A 16,126-nucleotide genomic window follows, 5' to 3' on the forward strand; every position below is an offset into this window, starting at 1 on the left:
TCGGAAGCACGGCGCGGCGGACGCGGCCAGCTATGCCGCTTCGTGCGCGCGCAGGAAACGCGCGCCACGCGTCAGCTCGAACTCGAACAGGCGTTGCGGCGCGCCATCGACGCCCGCGAACTCTTTCTGCACTATCAGCCGCGCGTTTCGCTGAAGACCGGCCATATTCTGCAATCCGAAGCATTACTACGCTGGCGTCATCCGGTTTACGGTCTCGTGAGCCCCGCCGAATTCATTCCGGTCGCCGAACAGGCCGGTCTGATCGACTCGATCGGCGCGTGGGTCATGAATACGGCCTGCCGCGAAACCGGCCAGTTGCAGCGCCTCGCGCGCACGCCCACGAAGGTCGCCGTCAACGTCTCGCCGCAGCAGTTCGCCAATCCGCACCTGCTCGAACAGATCGAACGCGCGCTGGAAAAAGGCGCCATCGCGCCCGAGCAACTCGAAATCGAAATCACCGAAAGTCTCTTGCTGACCGACACCGAACGCACCGTGCGCACGCTGCATGCGTTGCGCGCGCTCGGCATCGAAGTGGCCGTCGACGATTTCGGCACCGGTTATTCGAGTCTCGCGTGGCTCGCGAGCCTGCCGCTGAACCGCCTCAAGATCGACCGCTCGTTCATCGCGAAGATGGGCGCCGACGCGCGCAGCGACGCGCTGGTGGGCGCGATCATCTCGATGGGACACGCGCTCGAATTGAGCGTGACCGCCGAAGGCATCGAGACCGCCGAGCAGGCGCAACGGCTGCGCGAACTCGGCTGCGACGAAGCGCAGGGTTACTGGTTCTCGCGACCGGTCTCGCTGCAGACGCTGCGCAATTTGCTGGAGCCGGGGATGGGGATGGTGTGTCCGGCGTGCGAAGGGCGTGAGGTGCCTGCCGGCGCGGCTCAACCGCCGCTCGAACCGTGCCCCCCACCGCCGTGAGCGCTGCTGTGACCGCCTGCGCGGCTCGATGTGAACCCACCGCGCGTCAGGGCGCGGCCCTCGCTGACCGACACCGAATCCGGCGAGCGACGAAACACGTCGCTGCCCGAGCCAAGCGAACTCGACCGCACGTACAACGAGGACATGGTTCCATGCAACGGGCCGCTCGGGGCGTCGTGGGTCTGCATACCGTTGGCGTGATAAACCGTGCCGGCCCGCGTGTAGTAAGGGCCGTACCAATGGCCCGCGTGGATGAAGCCTGAATGTCCACCGCCGCCATGGCCGCCGCTGCTCGCCTGCGTGCCGGTGCCTGCCTGAGTGCATTCGCTCGACGCCGGTACGACGCCACTGTCGATCGTGCCGTCGCTCGCCGCGCCGCCGGCCACCGCCTGCGTGACGCTCGCGCCGCTCGCTACCGTGGCGCGAGCGTCGGCCGCAGCGGGCGCATCGCAGACGAATCCGCAATCGGACGGCTGGTTCCAGTCGGCCAGACACGCTGCGAGCGAATCGTAACGCACGCGCTCGACATCGACGGCTTGATCGTCGTCATCGGAACAACGGTGCATGATCACCCCCGCCGCAATCGCGCTGCCCACGCCGATCAGCATGAGCTTCGGCAGCTTCGATTTACGCGCCGGTTCGCTCGCCAGCGGCGCACGCGGTTCCGGCGTCGCACGATTCGACTTGTTCTTGTTGTTTCGCTTGCTCATGGCTCGCCTGCTTTCCCCGAATGATGTTCCACTGTCCTCAATCCGCCACGAAATAATGCGGCACGAACCATGAGGTATTGCTCGCGATCAGCGAGGTCTGTTCGCGCACGCACAGGCCTACCGGCGCATCGTCCACGATCCAGGCGCCGAGCGTGACGAAGCGCTCGCCCTCCGCCGTCCAGATACGCGGACACGGCATGTACGCCTGGTAGACGAAGCCCTCCGCACCGTAATCGCCGCCCCGCTCGATCACGCCGTTCGGTGTCGTGAGCGTGACGTTCGCGCCCTCGCGCGACAGCAGCGGCTTTTTCGCATACGGACGGCCCGCGAAACGCGCGGCGTCGAACGACGCTTCGAGCAGGTTCGGATGATGCGGAAACAGTTCCCAGAGAATCGGCAAAATGCCCTTGTTCGCGAGAATCATTTTCCACGGCGGTTCGACCCACGCACAGCGGTCCTTGAGCAGTTCGCCGCCGTAATCGGATTCGGCCAGCCATTCCCACGGATACAGCTTGAACATCAGCCGGATCACGCGTCCTTCGAGATCGACAAACTGCCCGCAGCCGTCGTTACCGATGTCCTGCATCGCAATCAGCTTGACCGCCCAGCCCGCCTGTACCGCCGTATCCATCAGATATTCGACATTGCAGACGTCTTCCTGGCTGTCGAACATGCACGCGAAATGCAGCAGGTCGACGTCGCCGTAGTGCGTGCGCAGCGCGCGCCAGCGCTCGATCAGCGCTTCGTGCAGGCTGTTGAACTGATCGGCCTCGGGACGCACCTCCTCCTTCCAGAACCATTGCGCGAGACTCGCTTCGATGATCGACGTGGGCGTGTCGGCGTTGTACTCGAACATCTTCGGCGTGCCGAGCGCGTCGAGCGTGAAATCGAAACGCCCGTAGAGCGTGGGGTCGTCGCGCTCCCACGACTGCGTGATCCAGTCGCCCATCGGCGCGGAAATGCCGAGTCTCGCGAAGTCGCGCTTCGCGATCACATGCTCGACCGCGTCGAGACAGCGCTGGTTCAGTTCCAGCGCCGCCGCGTAAATGCGCTCGACTTCTTCCGATGAAAACTGATAGGCGTGGTCCTCGCGCCAATACACGAAGGTGTGATCGTCCACCGCCTGCGGCACGTCGTGCTCGTCGAGCGAGTGAAAGTGAAACCCAATCGATTCGAGGCGCGCGGGCCAGCCGCGGCGTGGAATCTGGCGGATACGTTGCATGGTGTCGGGAGTGGAGTGACGTGTTCAGGCGGCGTGCGCGAGGGCCGGTTCGCAGGCGTCCGTTGCATCCAGCGTCGCCAGCGTGCGGCCGGTCAGGAGAAATTCGGCGAAGCTGAGCGCGGGCGATTCGGGTTCCGGACGCCACGCGGTCGTCACGCATTGCATCGGTTCCCAGTAGGGACGCGCGCATTCGAATGCGGCTTCGTCGTCGATGGCGTCGGACTCGACGATGCCTTCGCGCGGGTGCTCGCGCATCCACTGCATGCCCGCGACGATGCTCGACACCACCTGCAAGCTCGTGGCGTTGTTGTACGGCGCGAGTGCACGGGCCCGCTCGATCGAGAGCGCGGAGCCGAGCCACACCGACTGGCCACGCCCGCTCATCACCAGCACGCCCAACTCGTCTTCGCCCGCGACCAGCTCTTCTTTCATCACGCGTTCGCGCCAGCCGCCGACGACCGCGCCGTCCTCCGCATTGCGCGTGTCGTCGAGCAGCGCCAGCGAGGCGACGGCGGCGGCGCATGGACGATAGGCGTAGTAGACGGTTGGCCGCCAGGCCGCGCCGTCGCGGCCGGCGCGGTCACCGTGAGCGGGCACGGTGAAGTACTCGGCAATCGAAATCGACTCGTTGTGCGTGAGTATGCATGCCGTGAGCGGGCCACGCAGCGGCGTCCAGGTCTGCACCGCCATCTCATGGCCGCGCTGGGCGAGCTGAATGGCGGCCTGCGAGCCATCGATCCAGCGCCGCGCACCCACGGGCAACGTCGCTTCGTGCGTGCCCCAGCCAAGCTCGACAGGCTGCAGACATTCGGTCGCGAAACCCTCGACCGACCAGGTGTTGACGAACTCATCCGCGATACGCGGCGTGTCGGCACGCTGCGTATCGCATTCGGAAATCTGGATCACGCGTACATCGAGCGCCTGCGCGAACGCGGCCCACTGCTGCCGCGTTCGCGGCACGCGATGCTCGAGCGCCAGCGACGGTTCGAGCACACGCGCGAGTTCGAGCAGCGCGCGCTTCACCAGCAGCGAAACGAAACCCGGATTCGCGCCGTGCGCCACCAACGCGGTTTGCATGCCGGGCCGCGTGCGCTGCAAGGCCAGCATCTCCTCACGCAAGGCATGATTGCTCGTGGCGTCTCCGGCCTCGTTCGACAAGGCATAAGCCCAGGGCTCGATGCCGGTATCGAGATAGAACGCATCGCATGACTGCGCAAGCGCGAGCAACGCGCAGCTACTTACGGCCGGCGCGAGATTGAGCAGAAAATCGCCCGCCCGCAGATACGGAGCAATGAGCTGGGAAAAATTATGCGCGTCGATGCGGTAATGAATCAGTTCCACGCCCATGGCAGCAGCACGCGCGATGCGAATAGCATCGTCGTGCTGATCGAATGCGATCACGCGATAACCGGGAAAATGGGCGTGCAGCAACGGCACCACGGCCTGCCCGATATTGCCGAAGCCGACCATGACGATGCGATCCGTAGCGGACATATTATGTTGAGCCAGCGAGCGGTTTTAAACGGAGCCAATGCCGTCTTTTAATTCAACCTTGCGCATTTACCTACACGGCATTGCGTTCCCCGGGCTGCATTGTACTGGCATTCACTTGAAAATCTCAATCGTCGCGCGAATCGCCCGGCCATTCTTTATGCTGTTTGTCATTGTTCATTTTGAGATTCGCTAATAGTCAAAACGCATTTAACGTTCGACTCTAAATAGCAAAGAAATGGCAAATAAAGCGCAAAGAACATGCAAATAAAGAGCGCCCCGTCACTGCGCCTGACTCATCCCCGACCAGACAATCTCCAGCTCCACGCCAATCGAGCGCGCCAGCCCGTCGAGGCCCGGAAACAGCGTGGCGTTGGTGATATTCATCCGGTAGAGCCACTTCATGGCGTCCATGCGGATACGCGCGGGCAGCACGATCTGATGCAGCAACTCTTCGTTGCTCTCATAGCCATCGAGAATCGCCTGTAACGGCTTGTCGATCACACCCGGCACCACGAACGTGCCCGACTGCGCCACGAGTCGATCGTCCATTTCGGTCGGCTCGCCGGACCAGAGAATTTCATTCGTATTGCAGAAGAAATAGCGCTCGAAGTGACCGGGCACACGCGGATCGATCACGTCGCGCGTGAGCACGGGATCGGTTTTCGGACGCGCGCGATTATTCCAGAGCGCGGGCGTGTTGAGCGCATACACGGCCGCGTCGCCGGTCGCGCGTTCGAGCGCGAAGAACGCGGCCACGAACGGGCTCTTGGTGAAGTCGAGCAGACGCGTCGGCGCGCCATGATGCTGCATCAGCGCGAGGCAGCGCAGGTCGTCTTCGAGGATCGCCGGATGGGCGAGAAAGTTATGCGCCTTGCGGCGGAACACGCGGATCGCACGTTCCTCGCGCGAGCGCCATTGATCGTGGTCGCCCACATAATCGCGCATATAGCGTGACAGCGAGCTTTCCAGCCGCCATTGGGCATTCTGTTGCCCGCGAAACGCCCACCCGTCGAGTTGCGTGGTGAGCGCCATGAACTGATTCCAGTCGGTGAGTTCGGTTGTCTGCATGCCCTGTCCCCTCGCCGCGCGGCACGGGCGCTGGCCCGCGCCGCCGCGCGCATCGTCGGACAACCTAACACATCGGCGGTGACAGCGTGAAGTCCGTGTTCGGCCCGTGCATCGTGCACGAACCACCCTGCGCTCGACTCACACGCATCATGCCGCCGCGCGGCGCGGCAGCGTCTCCATCGGCACGCGGCTGACCCACGCGAGCGCCGCGAGACTGATGGTCGCCGTGAGGATCAGATAGTAGCCCGGCGCGCTCTTGTCGCCGGTCGCGCCCAGCAGCCAGGTGACGATGGCGGGCGTGAAGCCGCCGAACACCGTTACGCCCACGTTGTAGCCGATCGCCATGCCGGTCGCGCGCGTGGCGGCCGGGAAGATTTCGGCCATCAGCGCGGGCAACGCGCCGAAGTAGATCGACTTGAGCAGCGCGAGCCAGGCGATCAGCACATAGAGCGCGAACGCGCTGCCGCTGGAGGTCGCCCACACGAAACCGGGGTACGCGCTCACGGCGAACAGAAGCGCGATCCACGTCATCTGGCGGCGTCGGCCGATGCGATCGGAGACGTGGCCCGCGAACGGCGTCACCACCGTGAGGATCACGCCGCCCAGCATGGTCGCCGCGAAGCCCGTGGTCGCCGGCAGATGCAGCTCGCGGATCGCGAACGTGGGCACGTATTGCAGCAGATAGTTCACCGCCGTCGACACCGTCAGCAATCCGATCGCAGTCAGCACGAGACGCTTTTGCTGCGCGAGCACGGTGCGCACGGGCGATGCGCTGTGCTCGGCCTGCGTGAAGTCCTCGGCGTCCTGAAGAAAGCGTCGCAGATACAGCCCCACCGGTCCGATCAGCAAGCCGAAGAAGAACGGCAGACGCCAGCCCCAGGCAGCGAGATCGGCGGGCGCCATCGTCTTCGCGAGACCGTAGCCAAACGACGCCGCCAGCAAGGTCGCGAGCCCTTGCGTCGCGAACTGCCAGCTCGCGATAAAGCCGCGCCGATGCGGCGCATGTTCGATCAGCAGCGCCGTCGACGCGCCGAATTCGCCACCCGCCGAGAAGCCCTGCACGAGCCGCGCCGCCAGCACGAGCAACGGCGCGGCCACGCCGATCGACGCGTAGTCGGGCACCAGCGCGATGATCGCCGTGCCGAGCATCATGAGGCTCACGGAGAGCATCAACGCCGCCTTGCGGCCGCGTTTGTCGGCGTACGCGCCCAGCACCATGCCGCCGAGCGGGCGCACGAGATACGACGCGCCGAACGCGCCGAAAGTCAGCAACAGCGAAGCGGTCTCGTTCGCGGCCGGAAAGAAGTGCTTGCCGATAAAGACCGCGAAAAAGCCGTAGATCGCGATGTCGAACCATTCGAGCGCGTTGCCGACCGAGGTGGCGACGACGAGCTGCATGAGACTGGGCGTGCGTTTCGTGGACATGATTTTGGGCGCGCGCGGCGCAGGCAAAAAGTGACGATGACGGCTAGCGGGCGGCGTGATCCGCAGCGCTCGCGGAACGCGCCGCGAGCCGCTGCGCATCCGCGCCGAGGTCGAACCAGAGTCCCGCCATCACGGCGAGCGACTCGCGCGCGACGCTGCCGAGCAGATGCTCGTTCGGCGCGTGCTGCGCGCACGCGGGATACGAATGCGGCACCCACAACGTGGGCAGCCCGAGCGTTTCGGCGAACACATCGTTCGGCACCGTGCCGCCGAGGTTCGGCAGCAGCGCGGGCTTCTTGCCGGTGCTCGCGCGCAGCGAATCGAGCGCCCAATGCACCCACGCGTCGTCCGGATCGAGACGCGTGGCGGCCGCCGTCTGCATCACGCGCACGCGCACCTCGCCGAAACCGAGGCGCGCGAAATGCGCCTCCAGATGCTCGCCCACGCGCCGGTAATCGGTGCCCACGACGAAGCGCAACTGGCAGGTCGCCTGCGCGCGCGGCGGAATCGCGTTGACGGGCGCATCGGGATTGCCGGCCTTGAACGCGAGCACTTCGAGCGTGTTCCAGGCGATCACGCGTTCGGTGGGCGTGAGGCCCGGTTCGCCCCAATCCGCGTCGATGGCGGGCGCGTTGTCGTCGCCGCCCAGTTCGATGTCGGCGAGCGCCGCGCGCACGCTTGCGGGCACCGGCGGCGGACGCAGCCCTTCGACGGCAATCGCGCCGTGCCGGTCGACGAGGCTCGCAATCGCATGCGAGAGCACGATGGCCGGATTGCGCAGCGCGCCGCCCCAGTTGCCCGAGTGGTGCGCGCCCTCGCGCAGATCGATCAGAAGTTCGAATGTGACGCCGCCACGCGAGCCGAGGAAGATCGTCGGGCGCTGCGCGCTCACGCGCGGACCGTCGGACGCGATGAAGACGTCGGCGGCCAGCGCGTCGCGTTCGGCGGCGCAGACTGCGTCGAGGCCCGGCGAGCCGATTTCCTCGCCGGTCTCGAAGATCACTTTCACGTTGTAGCCGAGCTTGCCCTCGCGCGCGGCCAGCACCGCCGCCAGCGCCGCGAAGTTGACCGAGTGCTGGCCCTTGTTGTCGGCGCAGCCGCGTCCGTACCAGCGGTCGTCCTCCACGCTCACGCGCCACGGCGCGAGGCCCGCGCGCCACTGGTCGTCGTAGCCGCGCACCACGTCGCCGTGGCCGTAGGTCAGCACGGTCGGCAGCGAGGAATCCTCGATGCGTTCGGCGATCAGAAACGGCGCGCGCGCGTTCACGGGGTTCGCGGCGAGGCGGCTCGTGAAGCCCAGTTGCGTGAGCGCGGGCGCGATTTCGTCGCTCAGATAGGCGCGCAGCGCGTCGGCCTGGGCGGGATTCTGGCTTTCGGTGCGAAACGCCACGCGGCGTTCGAGGTCGCGCAGGAAGTCGCCGGAATCGAAGTGGCGCAGCGCGGCGTCGATGGCCTGCTGGCGTTGCACCGACGTTTCATCGGCCTGGACGTGAGCGTTGAGGTGAGCGTTCACGGAGTCTCCTTTCATGTCGATCGAGCGTCGATCAAAGCGTTTCGCGGATGCGGAATGAAAGCAGTCTAGGAACGTCAAAAATTCGCAACAATTTCAAATTTTGCGGATAGCATTGCCGAAAAGGCAACGCACACATCGATCGCATCCCGGAGAGTTCGTCATGCTGCACGGCATCGCCCTGCGCTATTTCGTCGAGGTCGCGCGCACCGGCTCGCTCGCCGCCGCCTCGCAGACGCTGCACGTGGCCGTCTCGGCCATCAGCCGCCAGATCGGCAAGCTCGAAGAGGACGTCGGCACGCCGCTGTTCGAGCGCATGCCGCGCGGCATGGTGCTCACGGAGTCCGGCGAGCGCCTCGCCGCGCACGCCCGCCGCGCGCTGCTCGAAGGCGACGCCGTGCTCGCCGAGATCGCCGCCGCCAAGGCGCTCGGACGCGGCATCGTGCGCGTCGGCTGCACCGAGGGCTTCACGCGCTCGTTCCTGCCGAGCGTGCTCGCGCGCCATCACGCGGCCGTCCCGCACGTGCAGTTCATGTTGCGCGCGGGCACGCCCGCCCAGGTCGAGCACTGGGTCGCGGCGGGCGAAGTCGATCTCGGCCTCGCGTTTTCGGGCGGCGATCCGACGAAGGTGCGCGTGGAATACACCGCGCGCGCGAGCGTCTGCGCGCTGCTCAATCCGGCGCATCCGCTCGCGCAGCGCGCGTCGCTCACGCTCGCCGATCTGCGCGACTATCCGGTCGCGCTGCTCGAACGCGGCAACACCGCGCGTCAGTTGCTCGACGAATGCTGCGCGCGCCAGGGCGTCCAGCTCGCGCCGATCCTCACGAGCAACAATTCGAGCGCGCTGCATGCGTTCGCCGCGCTCGCGAACGCGATCACGCTCGGCAGCCGCCTCTCGCTCGCCGGCCTTCAGCATCTGAGCGACGATCTCGCGCTGGTCGCGCGCCCCATCGACGAACCCGAGCTGAGCCAGCGCAGCCTCTGCATCACGACCATGCGCGAGCGGCGTTTATCGTCGGCGATAGAAAGCGTGCTGAAAGCGCTGATCGAGGCGATCGAAGCGGCGTCCTGAATTCGCCGCTGAATTCGACGCGGCAAACGTTTCGTCCCTAAAAATAGCGCTGATCCGGAAGATCGCAAACGATTTGCGAAATGTCATGCGCGGCGCATCGCGCGCCTTCAGTTCCCATCCGGCGCGCCGATAAACAGGTCGGGAAGGCGGCCATGCATCGCCTTTTCGCCATGCACGTGGCGCCGCCGACGCACGCGATTGCGCCGGGCCGCCACGGAACGGAGACCGCTCCATCTGGAGCCGCACGGGAAATCAGGAAAACGTGAAGCGACTATCGTTGAAACAGAAGGCGTGGAGCATCGTCGCGCTGTTGTGGATCGCCCTCATCGTGATGGTCGTGGTCAACGCGATCATGACGCGCACCGGCATGCTCGAGGACCGCAAGGCGTCGCTCGCGCAGCAGACGCAGACCGCGCTCGGCACGGTCGCTTACTTCCAGAAAGAAGCGGCGGCGGCCCATCTGTCCGTCGACGAGGCCAAGCGCCAGGCCATCGCCGCGCTGCGCGGCATGCGCTACGGCGCGGACCAGAGCGGCTATTTCGGCATCTACGACAGCGCGGTGCTCGCGCTGCTCGTGCCGCCCAAGCCCGAACTCGAAGGCAAGAGCCAGGCGAACATGACCGATCCGAACGGCACGCCGGTCGCCGCGGAAATCGTCAAGAGTTCGTCGGCGGGCGGCAATCACTTCAGCACCTACGTCTGGCCCAAGCCGGGCCACAGCAAGCCGGTCGGCAAGATCACCTACGCGGACGTGGTGCCCGACTGGGACTGGCACGTGTTCACGGGCGTCTACGTGGACGATATCGACGACGCCTTCCTCACCTCGCTGCTGCGCAATCTCGCGCTCGTGATGCTGATCGGCGTGGCGCTCACGCTCGGCATGTTCTGGCTGATCCGCAGCATTCGCGCGAGCCTCGGCGGCGAGCCCGATTATGCGGCCGATATCTGCGAGCGCATCGCCTCGGGCGATCTCACGGCGCGCGTGCAGGTCGCGAGCGGCGACGATCGCAGCCTGCTGCATGCGATGAGCCAGATGCAGCGTCAGCTCGTCGATACGGTGCAGCGCATCCAGACTTCGGCGGAATCGATCACGACCGGCGCGCAGCAGATCGCCGCGGGCAATCTCGATCTTTCCTCGCGCACCGAGGAGCAGGCGGCTTCGCTGCAGGAAACGGCCGCGAGCATGGAGCAGCTCACGACCACGGTGAAGCACAACACCGACAACGCGCGCCAGGGCAACACGCTCGCCGTGAATGCGTCGGACGTGGCGGCGCGCGGCGGCGACGTGGTGCGCCGCGTGGTGCAGACCATGCACGATATTTCGGAGACCTCGAAGCGCGTGGAGCAGATCATCGGCGTGATCGACGGCATCGCGTTCCAGACCAACATTCTCGCGCTGAACGCGGCCGTGGAAGCGGCGCGCGCGGGCGAACAGGGACGCGGTTTCGCGGTGGTCGCGGGCGAGGTGCGCACGCTCGCGCAACGCAGCGCGGGCGCGGCGAAGGAAATCAAGGAGCTGATCGGGCAGTCGGTCGCGCAGGTGGTCGAAGGCTCGAAGCTCGTCGACGAAGCGGGTTCGACGATCGACGAAGTGGTCCAGCAGGCGCGCCGCGTGGCCGATCTGATGGGCGAGATCGCGGCGGCGTCCGAGGAACAGCACACGGGCATCGAGCAGGTCAACCGCGCCGTCTCGCAGATGGACGAAGTCACGCAGCAGAACGCGGCGCTGGTGGAAGAAGCGTCGGCGGCGGCGCAGTCGATGGCCGCGCAATCGAACGGTTTGCGCGACGTGGTGGCGGTATTCCGCATCGGTTCGCAGACGGCGATGCACGCTAGCGCGACGACAACGCCAACGCAGCCCGCACGCCAGGCGGCACGCGGCGTGCAAGCGGTTCGCAGCGCGCCGGTCGGCGGGAAATCCGCGAAATCCGTGCAAGCCCCGCAAGCCGCGAAATCGAACGAAGTTCTGAAGCGTCCGAATCTCGGTGCGAATGCGAAGAACGCCGGCGCAACGAAGGCTGCTTCGCCCTCATCCGCACCCTCGCCCGTCGCCGCGACTGCGGGCAGCGATGAGGACTGGGAAACGTTTTAAGCCTGATGAGCCTCGCCTGAACGCTCAACGAATCGCTCAGGCAATCAACGCGAAACACCCATAAAAAAAGGCGCACGCTTCACGGCGTGCGCCTTTTTTATCGTCCGCATCACGCGGATCGATAGCTCATGCTTCGCGCCGCGAACGCATCCATTGCGCGAACGTCACGCACTCCTGCGCGAGCTCCACGCCTTCGATGCGCGTCCAGCTATAGTGCGCGTCGGGCGAGCCGGGCAGCGGCTGCGGCTCGGCGAATTCCACGCGCGCCATGCCCGGACGGTACGCCTCGTTGGGCCAGAACACCGGCATGATGCGCCGCCCTTCCATTTCCTCGCGCAGCGCCGACGGACCGCCTTCGTCGGTCACCACGTCGCATTGCGCGTCCCAGTCGTGCGCGTCCCACGCGAGAAAGACGCCCGGATTGCCCGACGCGTCGAACGTAAGCACGGCGTTCTGTTCGGGCCGCCAGTAGTATTCGACGAGCCGCTCGCGCTGCGCCAGCGCATGCAGGGCGTCGTTGGTGCGCCGGTCGGCGTAGATCGCGCCGACGCCGTGCACGCCGATATGCCCGCGCCCCGCGCAATGCTTCTGCTGCGCGTTGGCGAGCGCGTGCGCGAGCTTGCGCGTCATGCCCGGGTCGGACTTCTTCAGATAGAAGTGGATGAGGCCCGCGTTGAAGGCGTCCACGGCATGCGACTCGTCGGCGGTGCCGGTCAGCAGGATGCGCGTGCAGTTCACGTCCTTCACCGAGTCGAGGAATTCGAGGCCGTCCTGGCCCGGCATGTCGTAATCGACGACGATGGCCGCCACTTCCTCGAAGCGCGAGGCGTCGGCGAGCGCGTCGTGACCGAGCGCATTGCCGCCTTTCTTTTCGAACTCCGACCACGCTTCGCCCGACATCGGGCTATGGGCCGCGCCGCGCGCGCCGCGCTGTTCGATAAACGCACGCGCCTCTTGCTGCGAAGTGAAGAAATGATGCGTGGGCAGGTTCGGAAAGAGACCGCGCAATGCGTGCAGGAAATCCGCGCTGTCGTCGAGAAAGACCACGGATACGGGGTAAAAAACCGGCTGTCTGACGATGGAACTCATGTATTTGCCTCGGTGAACGCGCCGTCATGCGCCGCGCTTTCACGTCTCGTGCTCGAAGAACAGATGCGATGGCGGCAGGAGCCTCGCGCTGGCTCCGGCAATACGGCAAGCTGCGCCGCCTTGCCGCCGCCCGGTGATTATGGGGCCTTGCGGGCGCACTCGGCAACCATTCGGCCGGCGCCGGGCCGCACCGCTGCGCCGACGCCACAACCCGGCGCCGGGCGCGACGCACGCGGGAAACGTTTGCGCGGTTTGCGCGCGTCGCGCTCACGCGCCCAACCGGGCAAAGCTTCGAGCGCGGCCTCAAGTATCTGTCGACAGCGGTATTGGCTGCCGGGGAACGCGCACAGAATTGGGGGCATGTCTTCAAACATCGAAGACATGCGCGGCCGCCGCCAGCGGCCATTCCGATCTGGAGTCAATCTCATGAATGCCCGTGAATCGATCCCTGCAGTGCTCTCCCGCGGCGCCAACGGATTTTCCAACGAGATCATGGAGGCCACGCCGAGCAAGACTTTTCATCACGTCATCGACATTTATCTCAAGGACTCGAATGCCTTCATGAACACGTATTTCGCCCGCTATTTCGAGTGGCAGGGCATTTGCCGCGAGCGCTGGTTCCACGAATGCATCCATAACAATCTGCTCGCGGCGGGCGGCGTCTTCGTGACGAAGCGCGCGCATCAGGAATATGTGCAGGAGACGTTTCCGTTTCAGCGCGTCGACTGCTACATGAACACCTTCCAGGTGCGCCAATGCTCAGCCTATCTTGTGTTCCGCTTTTGCGTGGACGGACGGCCCGTTTCGCTCGGCTACCAGCAGATTCTCTTTGCCGGCACCGACAAGCGGATTCGCCGTTTCCCGCCGGGGATCATCGAGCGCGTCAAGGAATATGAGCTCGTTCTGCCGACCGGCGCGAATTGAGCGCGTCCGGTGTTTCGTTCGCCGCCGCCAGAAAAGCGGCAACGTAGCGGCAAGCTGTCTGAAGCGGATGCAGGCGGCCATCCGGTAGAAACTGCCGGATACGCTCAGCCCGCGTAGTCCTGCCCCGCCGTCCGGCGGGGCTTCCCCGGCGACTCGTGCAGCGCGCGGTCCGCCGGGGAACCCGGCTCGGGCAGTTGCAGCGTGAAGGTGGTCGCGAGCCCCGGCATCGACTCGCAGACGATCGTGCCGCCCAGCGCGTCGGCCACGCGGCGGCAGAACGCCAGCCCCATGCCCGCGCCCTTGCCGTGCGATTTGGTCGAATAGAACGGCTCGAAGATATGCGGCAGCACATCGGGCGCGATGCCCGGCCCGCTGTCCGTGAAACGCAGCACGCAGTAGCGGTTCTCGCTCGACGCGCTGATCTCCACGCGCCCCGCGCCCGCCGCGTGAATCGCGAACAGCGCGTTCTTGAGCAGATTGAACAGCACGAATACGACCAGCGAATCGGAGCCCGAGAAGCACAGTTGCGGATCGATGGCTTCCACCTGCACCATCTCGCGCTCGCCGGGCCGGAACGGAAAGCGTTCGAGCGCCGCGTTCACGCATGAGCGGATCGGAAAGGCCTCGAAGCTGCGCCGGTCGAGCCGGTCGAGCGTGAACGATGCCAGCGACATCTCGACCACGGTGCTGGTGCTGTCGACCTGACGGCGGATCGAGGTGGCCAGCGTCGACAAACGTTCCGACTGCCCCGGATACAGGCCGTCGACGCACAGCTGGTGCTGCACCGCGAGCTGATAGCCGCGCATCAGTTCGGGCAACACGTTGCCGATTTCCTCCGCATGCATGCCGATGGCCGCGAGCGGCGTGGCCACTTCGTGCGCCACCGTGGCGGCAAGCAGATACGGCCGCATGAGCCCGTAACGCACGATGGTGACGGCGAGAATGCCGAGGCTCACGGCGATGAACACCGCGCCCACCGGATAGAACGCGATGCCGTAATTGACCGCGTAATCGGTGGCGGCCACGCCGTAGAGCCCGAGGCTCAGCAGGCACAGATCGAGCAGCTTGCGGCGGTCGCGCGCCTCGGTCTGACGTCGCGCCGAGAGCAGCAGCCAGCCGCTGCGCAAGGCGAGCAACACGGTCTGCGCGACGTGCAGCGGATGCAGCAGCCCCGCATGCGGATACTTGCCGAAGAAGAACGTGCCGTAGCCTGACACGACTTCGTCGCTGACCGCGAGCAGCATCGCGAGCACGACGCTCAGCCCGTACGACGCGAGCAGCAGCGGCCGTTCGCTGCGCCGCGCGCTCACTTCGATCACGAAGTGATAGAACGTGGTCGGCAGGAACAGGATGAAGAGATAACCGAATTTGACCAGCGCGCCCGCCAGCTCCGGGTCCGAGGTCTGGAACAGGAATGCCCACGTGCCTTGCCAGACGAAGGTGGTCGCGCACATCGATGCGAACGGCACCGAGAGCCGCGTGACGCCTTCCGTCAGCAGTACGTACACGCCGAATCCGAGAAACAACGCGGACACGAACGCGGGCAAGATCGAGTACATAAAAAATATGTCGCGTGGGTTTTTGTTTTTGCTGAACGGCGCACGACCCGGACTCACCGTGCATCGCGCATCGTTTCCTGCGCAACCTTCGCGCCTGCTCCGTACGCGCGCGTCGTGCACGTCGTGCGCCCCGGCGCGACGATGCGCGGTCGTGCGTGGCGCGCCAGGCCGCGTCTCCCGTTGACGGGATTTCCCCGTGCGGCCCTTTCCGTTTTGCTGCTTGCTTGATGCGTGCTTGATGCGTAATCGACTGCGGGCTCGACTGCGTAATTTACCCGCTTCGACCAGCGCGCCCGGCACCGCGCTCGCGAGCCTGGCCCGCCGCCTTCATGCGCGCCGCATCGGGCGCGGCGCGAACCGTTCGAACTCCGCGATTATCGCCGGGATCGACACCTTCTGTATGAAATATTGCCGCGATCGGCGCGCCGGAAGCCCCGCTGGATACGGCTTTGATGCGCGACGGGTCAGGTCCGCAAAAAACGGCCTGTCATGCCGCCGCGTGCGCCGCGCCCGCGAAGCGCCGGCGATACTCGGCGGGCGTCACGCCGACGTGTTTGAGGAAGGCGCGGCGCAGCATGTCGGCGTTCGCGAACCCGCAGCGCGCCGCCACGCGCTTGGGCGCCTCATCCTGCGTGTCGAGCAGCGCGCGCGCTGCGTCGACACGCGCCGTCTCCACCCACGCGGCGGGCGTCACGCCCACTTCGGCCTGAAAGAGCCGCGCGAAATGGCGCGGACTCAGGTTGACCCGCGCGGCCAGTTCCGGCACGCGATGCGGCAACTCGGGATTCGCCGCCACCCAGCGCTGCAATTCCTGCAACGCCGAGCGCCCGGCCGGCTGCGTCTCGCCCTTGCGGCTGAATTGCAGCTGGCCGCCGGGCCGCTTGAAGAACATCACGAGCTGACTGGCCACGCGCAGCGCGATCTCGCGCCCGAGATCCTCCTCGACGAGCGCCAGCGCGAGATCGAGCCCCGCCGTCACGCCCGCCGCCGTCCGCAGCTTGCCGTCGCGCACGTAGAGCGAATCGGGCTCGATGACC

The 16,126-nt window shown here is 65.9% G+C and carries 13 protein-coding genes; 4 read left to right on the top strand and 9 right to left on the bottom strand.

The window, feature by feature from the left end:
- On the top strand, nucleotides 1-924 hold a 924-nt coding region (locus G3N97_RS27055), incomplete at its 5' end, for an EAL domain-containing protein (protein ID WP_205996101.1).
- On the opposite strand, the gene G3N97_RS27060 is transcribed toward G3N97_RS27055, so the two are convergent.
- The 6 genes from G3N97_RS27060 to G3N97_RS27085 all read right to left on the bottom strand — a co-directional run bounded on the left by G3N97_RS27060 (nucleotide 888) and on the right by G3N97_RS27085 (nucleotide 8,356).
- Nucleotides 888-1,634 (bottom strand): hypothetical protein, encoded by a 747-nt coding sequence (locus G3N97_RS27060; RefSeq protein ID WP_205996102.1) that lies wholly within the window; start codon nucleotides 1,632-1,634, stop codon nucleotides 888-890. The two genes, G3N97_RS27055 and G3N97_RS27060, sit on opposite strands and share 37 nt — an antisense overlap.
- Before the next feature lie 37 nt (nucleotides 1,635-1,671).
- Nucleotides 1,672-2,856 (bottom strand): glutathionylspermidine synthase family protein, encoded by a 1,185-nt coding sequence (locus tag G3N97_RS27065; protein ID WP_205996103.1) that lies wholly within the window; start codon nucleotides 2,854-2,856, stop codon nucleotides 1,672-1,674.
- Nucleotides 2,857-2,880: 24 nt separating this feature from the next.
- Complete coding sequence (locus G3N97_RS27070) at nucleotides 2,881-4,350, bottom strand: saccharopine dehydrogenase NADP-binding domain-containing protein (protein WP_205996104.1); 1,470 nt, start codon at nucleotides 4,348-4,350, stop codon at nucleotides 2,881-2,883.
- 279 nt (nucleotides 4,351-4,629) lie between these two features.
- Nucleotides 4,630-5,418: an FRG domain-containing protein gene (locus G3N97_RS27075; protein ID WP_205996105.1), complete on the bottom strand. Its 789-nt coding sequence runs from the start codon at nucleotides 5,416-5,418 to the stop codon at nucleotides 4,630-4,632.
- A gap of 147 nt (nucleotides 5,419-5,565) precedes the next feature.
- A complete protein-coding gene (locus tag G3N97_RS27080) occupies nucleotides 5,566-6,843 on the bottom strand; it encodes an MFS transporter (RefSeq protein ID WP_205996106.1) in 1,278 nt (425 codons plus the stop codon).
- Between the two features lie 43 nt (nucleotides 6,844-6,886).
- Nucleotides 6,887-8,356 (bottom strand): M20 family metallopeptidase, encoded by a 1,470-nt coding sequence (locus G3N97_RS27085; protein WP_346778123.1) that lies wholly within the window; start codon nucleotides 8,354-8,356, stop codon nucleotides 6,887-6,889.
- 160 nt (nucleotides 8,357-8,516) lie between these two features.
- Here G3N97_RS27085 and G3N97_RS27090 point away from each other — a divergent pair, with 160 nt between their 5' ends.
- Together G3N97_RS27090 and G3N97_RS27095 are read left to right on the top strand one after the other, a co-directional pair.
- The gene (locus G3N97_RS27090) at nucleotides 8,517-9,425 is read left to right on the top strand and encodes a LysR family transcriptional regulator (RefSeq protein WP_205996108.1); all 909 of its coding nucleotides are present in this window, start codon (nucleotides 8,517-8,519) and stop codon (nucleotides 9,423-9,425) included.
- A 262-nt stretch (nucleotides 9,426-9,687) separates the two neighbouring features.
- Nucleotides 9,688-11,517 (top strand): methyl-accepting chemotaxis protein, encoded by a 1,830-nt coding sequence (locus tag G3N97_RS27095; RefSeq protein WP_346778124.1) that lies wholly within the window; start codon nucleotides 9,688-9,690, stop codon nucleotides 11,515-11,517.
- A 126-nt stretch (nucleotides 11,518-11,643) separates the two neighbouring features.
- Here the strand turns inward: G3N97_RS27095 and G3N97_RS27100 are convergent, their stop codons facing one another.
- The gene (locus tag G3N97_RS27100) at nucleotides 11,644-12,606 is read right to left on the bottom strand and encodes a response regulator (RefSeq protein WP_065063845.1); all 963 of its coding nucleotides are present in this window, start codon (nucleotides 12,604-12,606) and stop codon (nucleotides 11,644-11,646) included.
- A 426-nt stretch (nucleotides 12,607-13,032) separates the two neighbouring features.
- On the opposite strand from G3N97_RS27100, the gene G3N97_RS27105 reads away from it, so the two are divergent.
- A complete protein-coding gene (locus G3N97_RS27105) occupies nucleotides 13,033-13,530 on the top strand; it encodes a thioesterase family protein (RefSeq protein ID WP_205996112.1) in 498 nt (165 codons plus the stop codon).
- A 104-nt stretch (nucleotides 13,531-13,634) separates the two neighbouring features.
- Here the strand turns inward: G3N97_RS27105 and G3N97_RS27110 are convergent, their stop codons facing one another.
- Nucleotides 13,635-15,089 carry a sensor histidine kinase gene (locus G3N97_RS27110; protein WP_205996109.1) on the bottom strand — a complete coding sequence of 485 codons (1,455 nt, stop codon included), beginning with the start codon at nucleotides 15,087-15,089 and terminating at the stop codon, nucleotides 13,635-13,637.
- Nucleotides 15,090-15,576: 487 nt separating this feature from the next.
- Nucleotides 15,577-16,126: helix-turn-helix domain-containing protein (locus tag G3N97_RS27115; protein ID WP_205996110.1), on the bottom strand; the 550-nt coding region annotated here is incomplete at its 5' end.

It is taken from the genome of Paraburkholderia sp. Ac-20347, assembly GCF_017104805.1.
In the GTDB taxonomy this organism is placed as follows: Bacteria; Pseudomonadota; Gammaproteobacteria; order Burkholderiales; family Burkholderiaceae; genus Paraburkholderia; species Paraburkholderia tropica.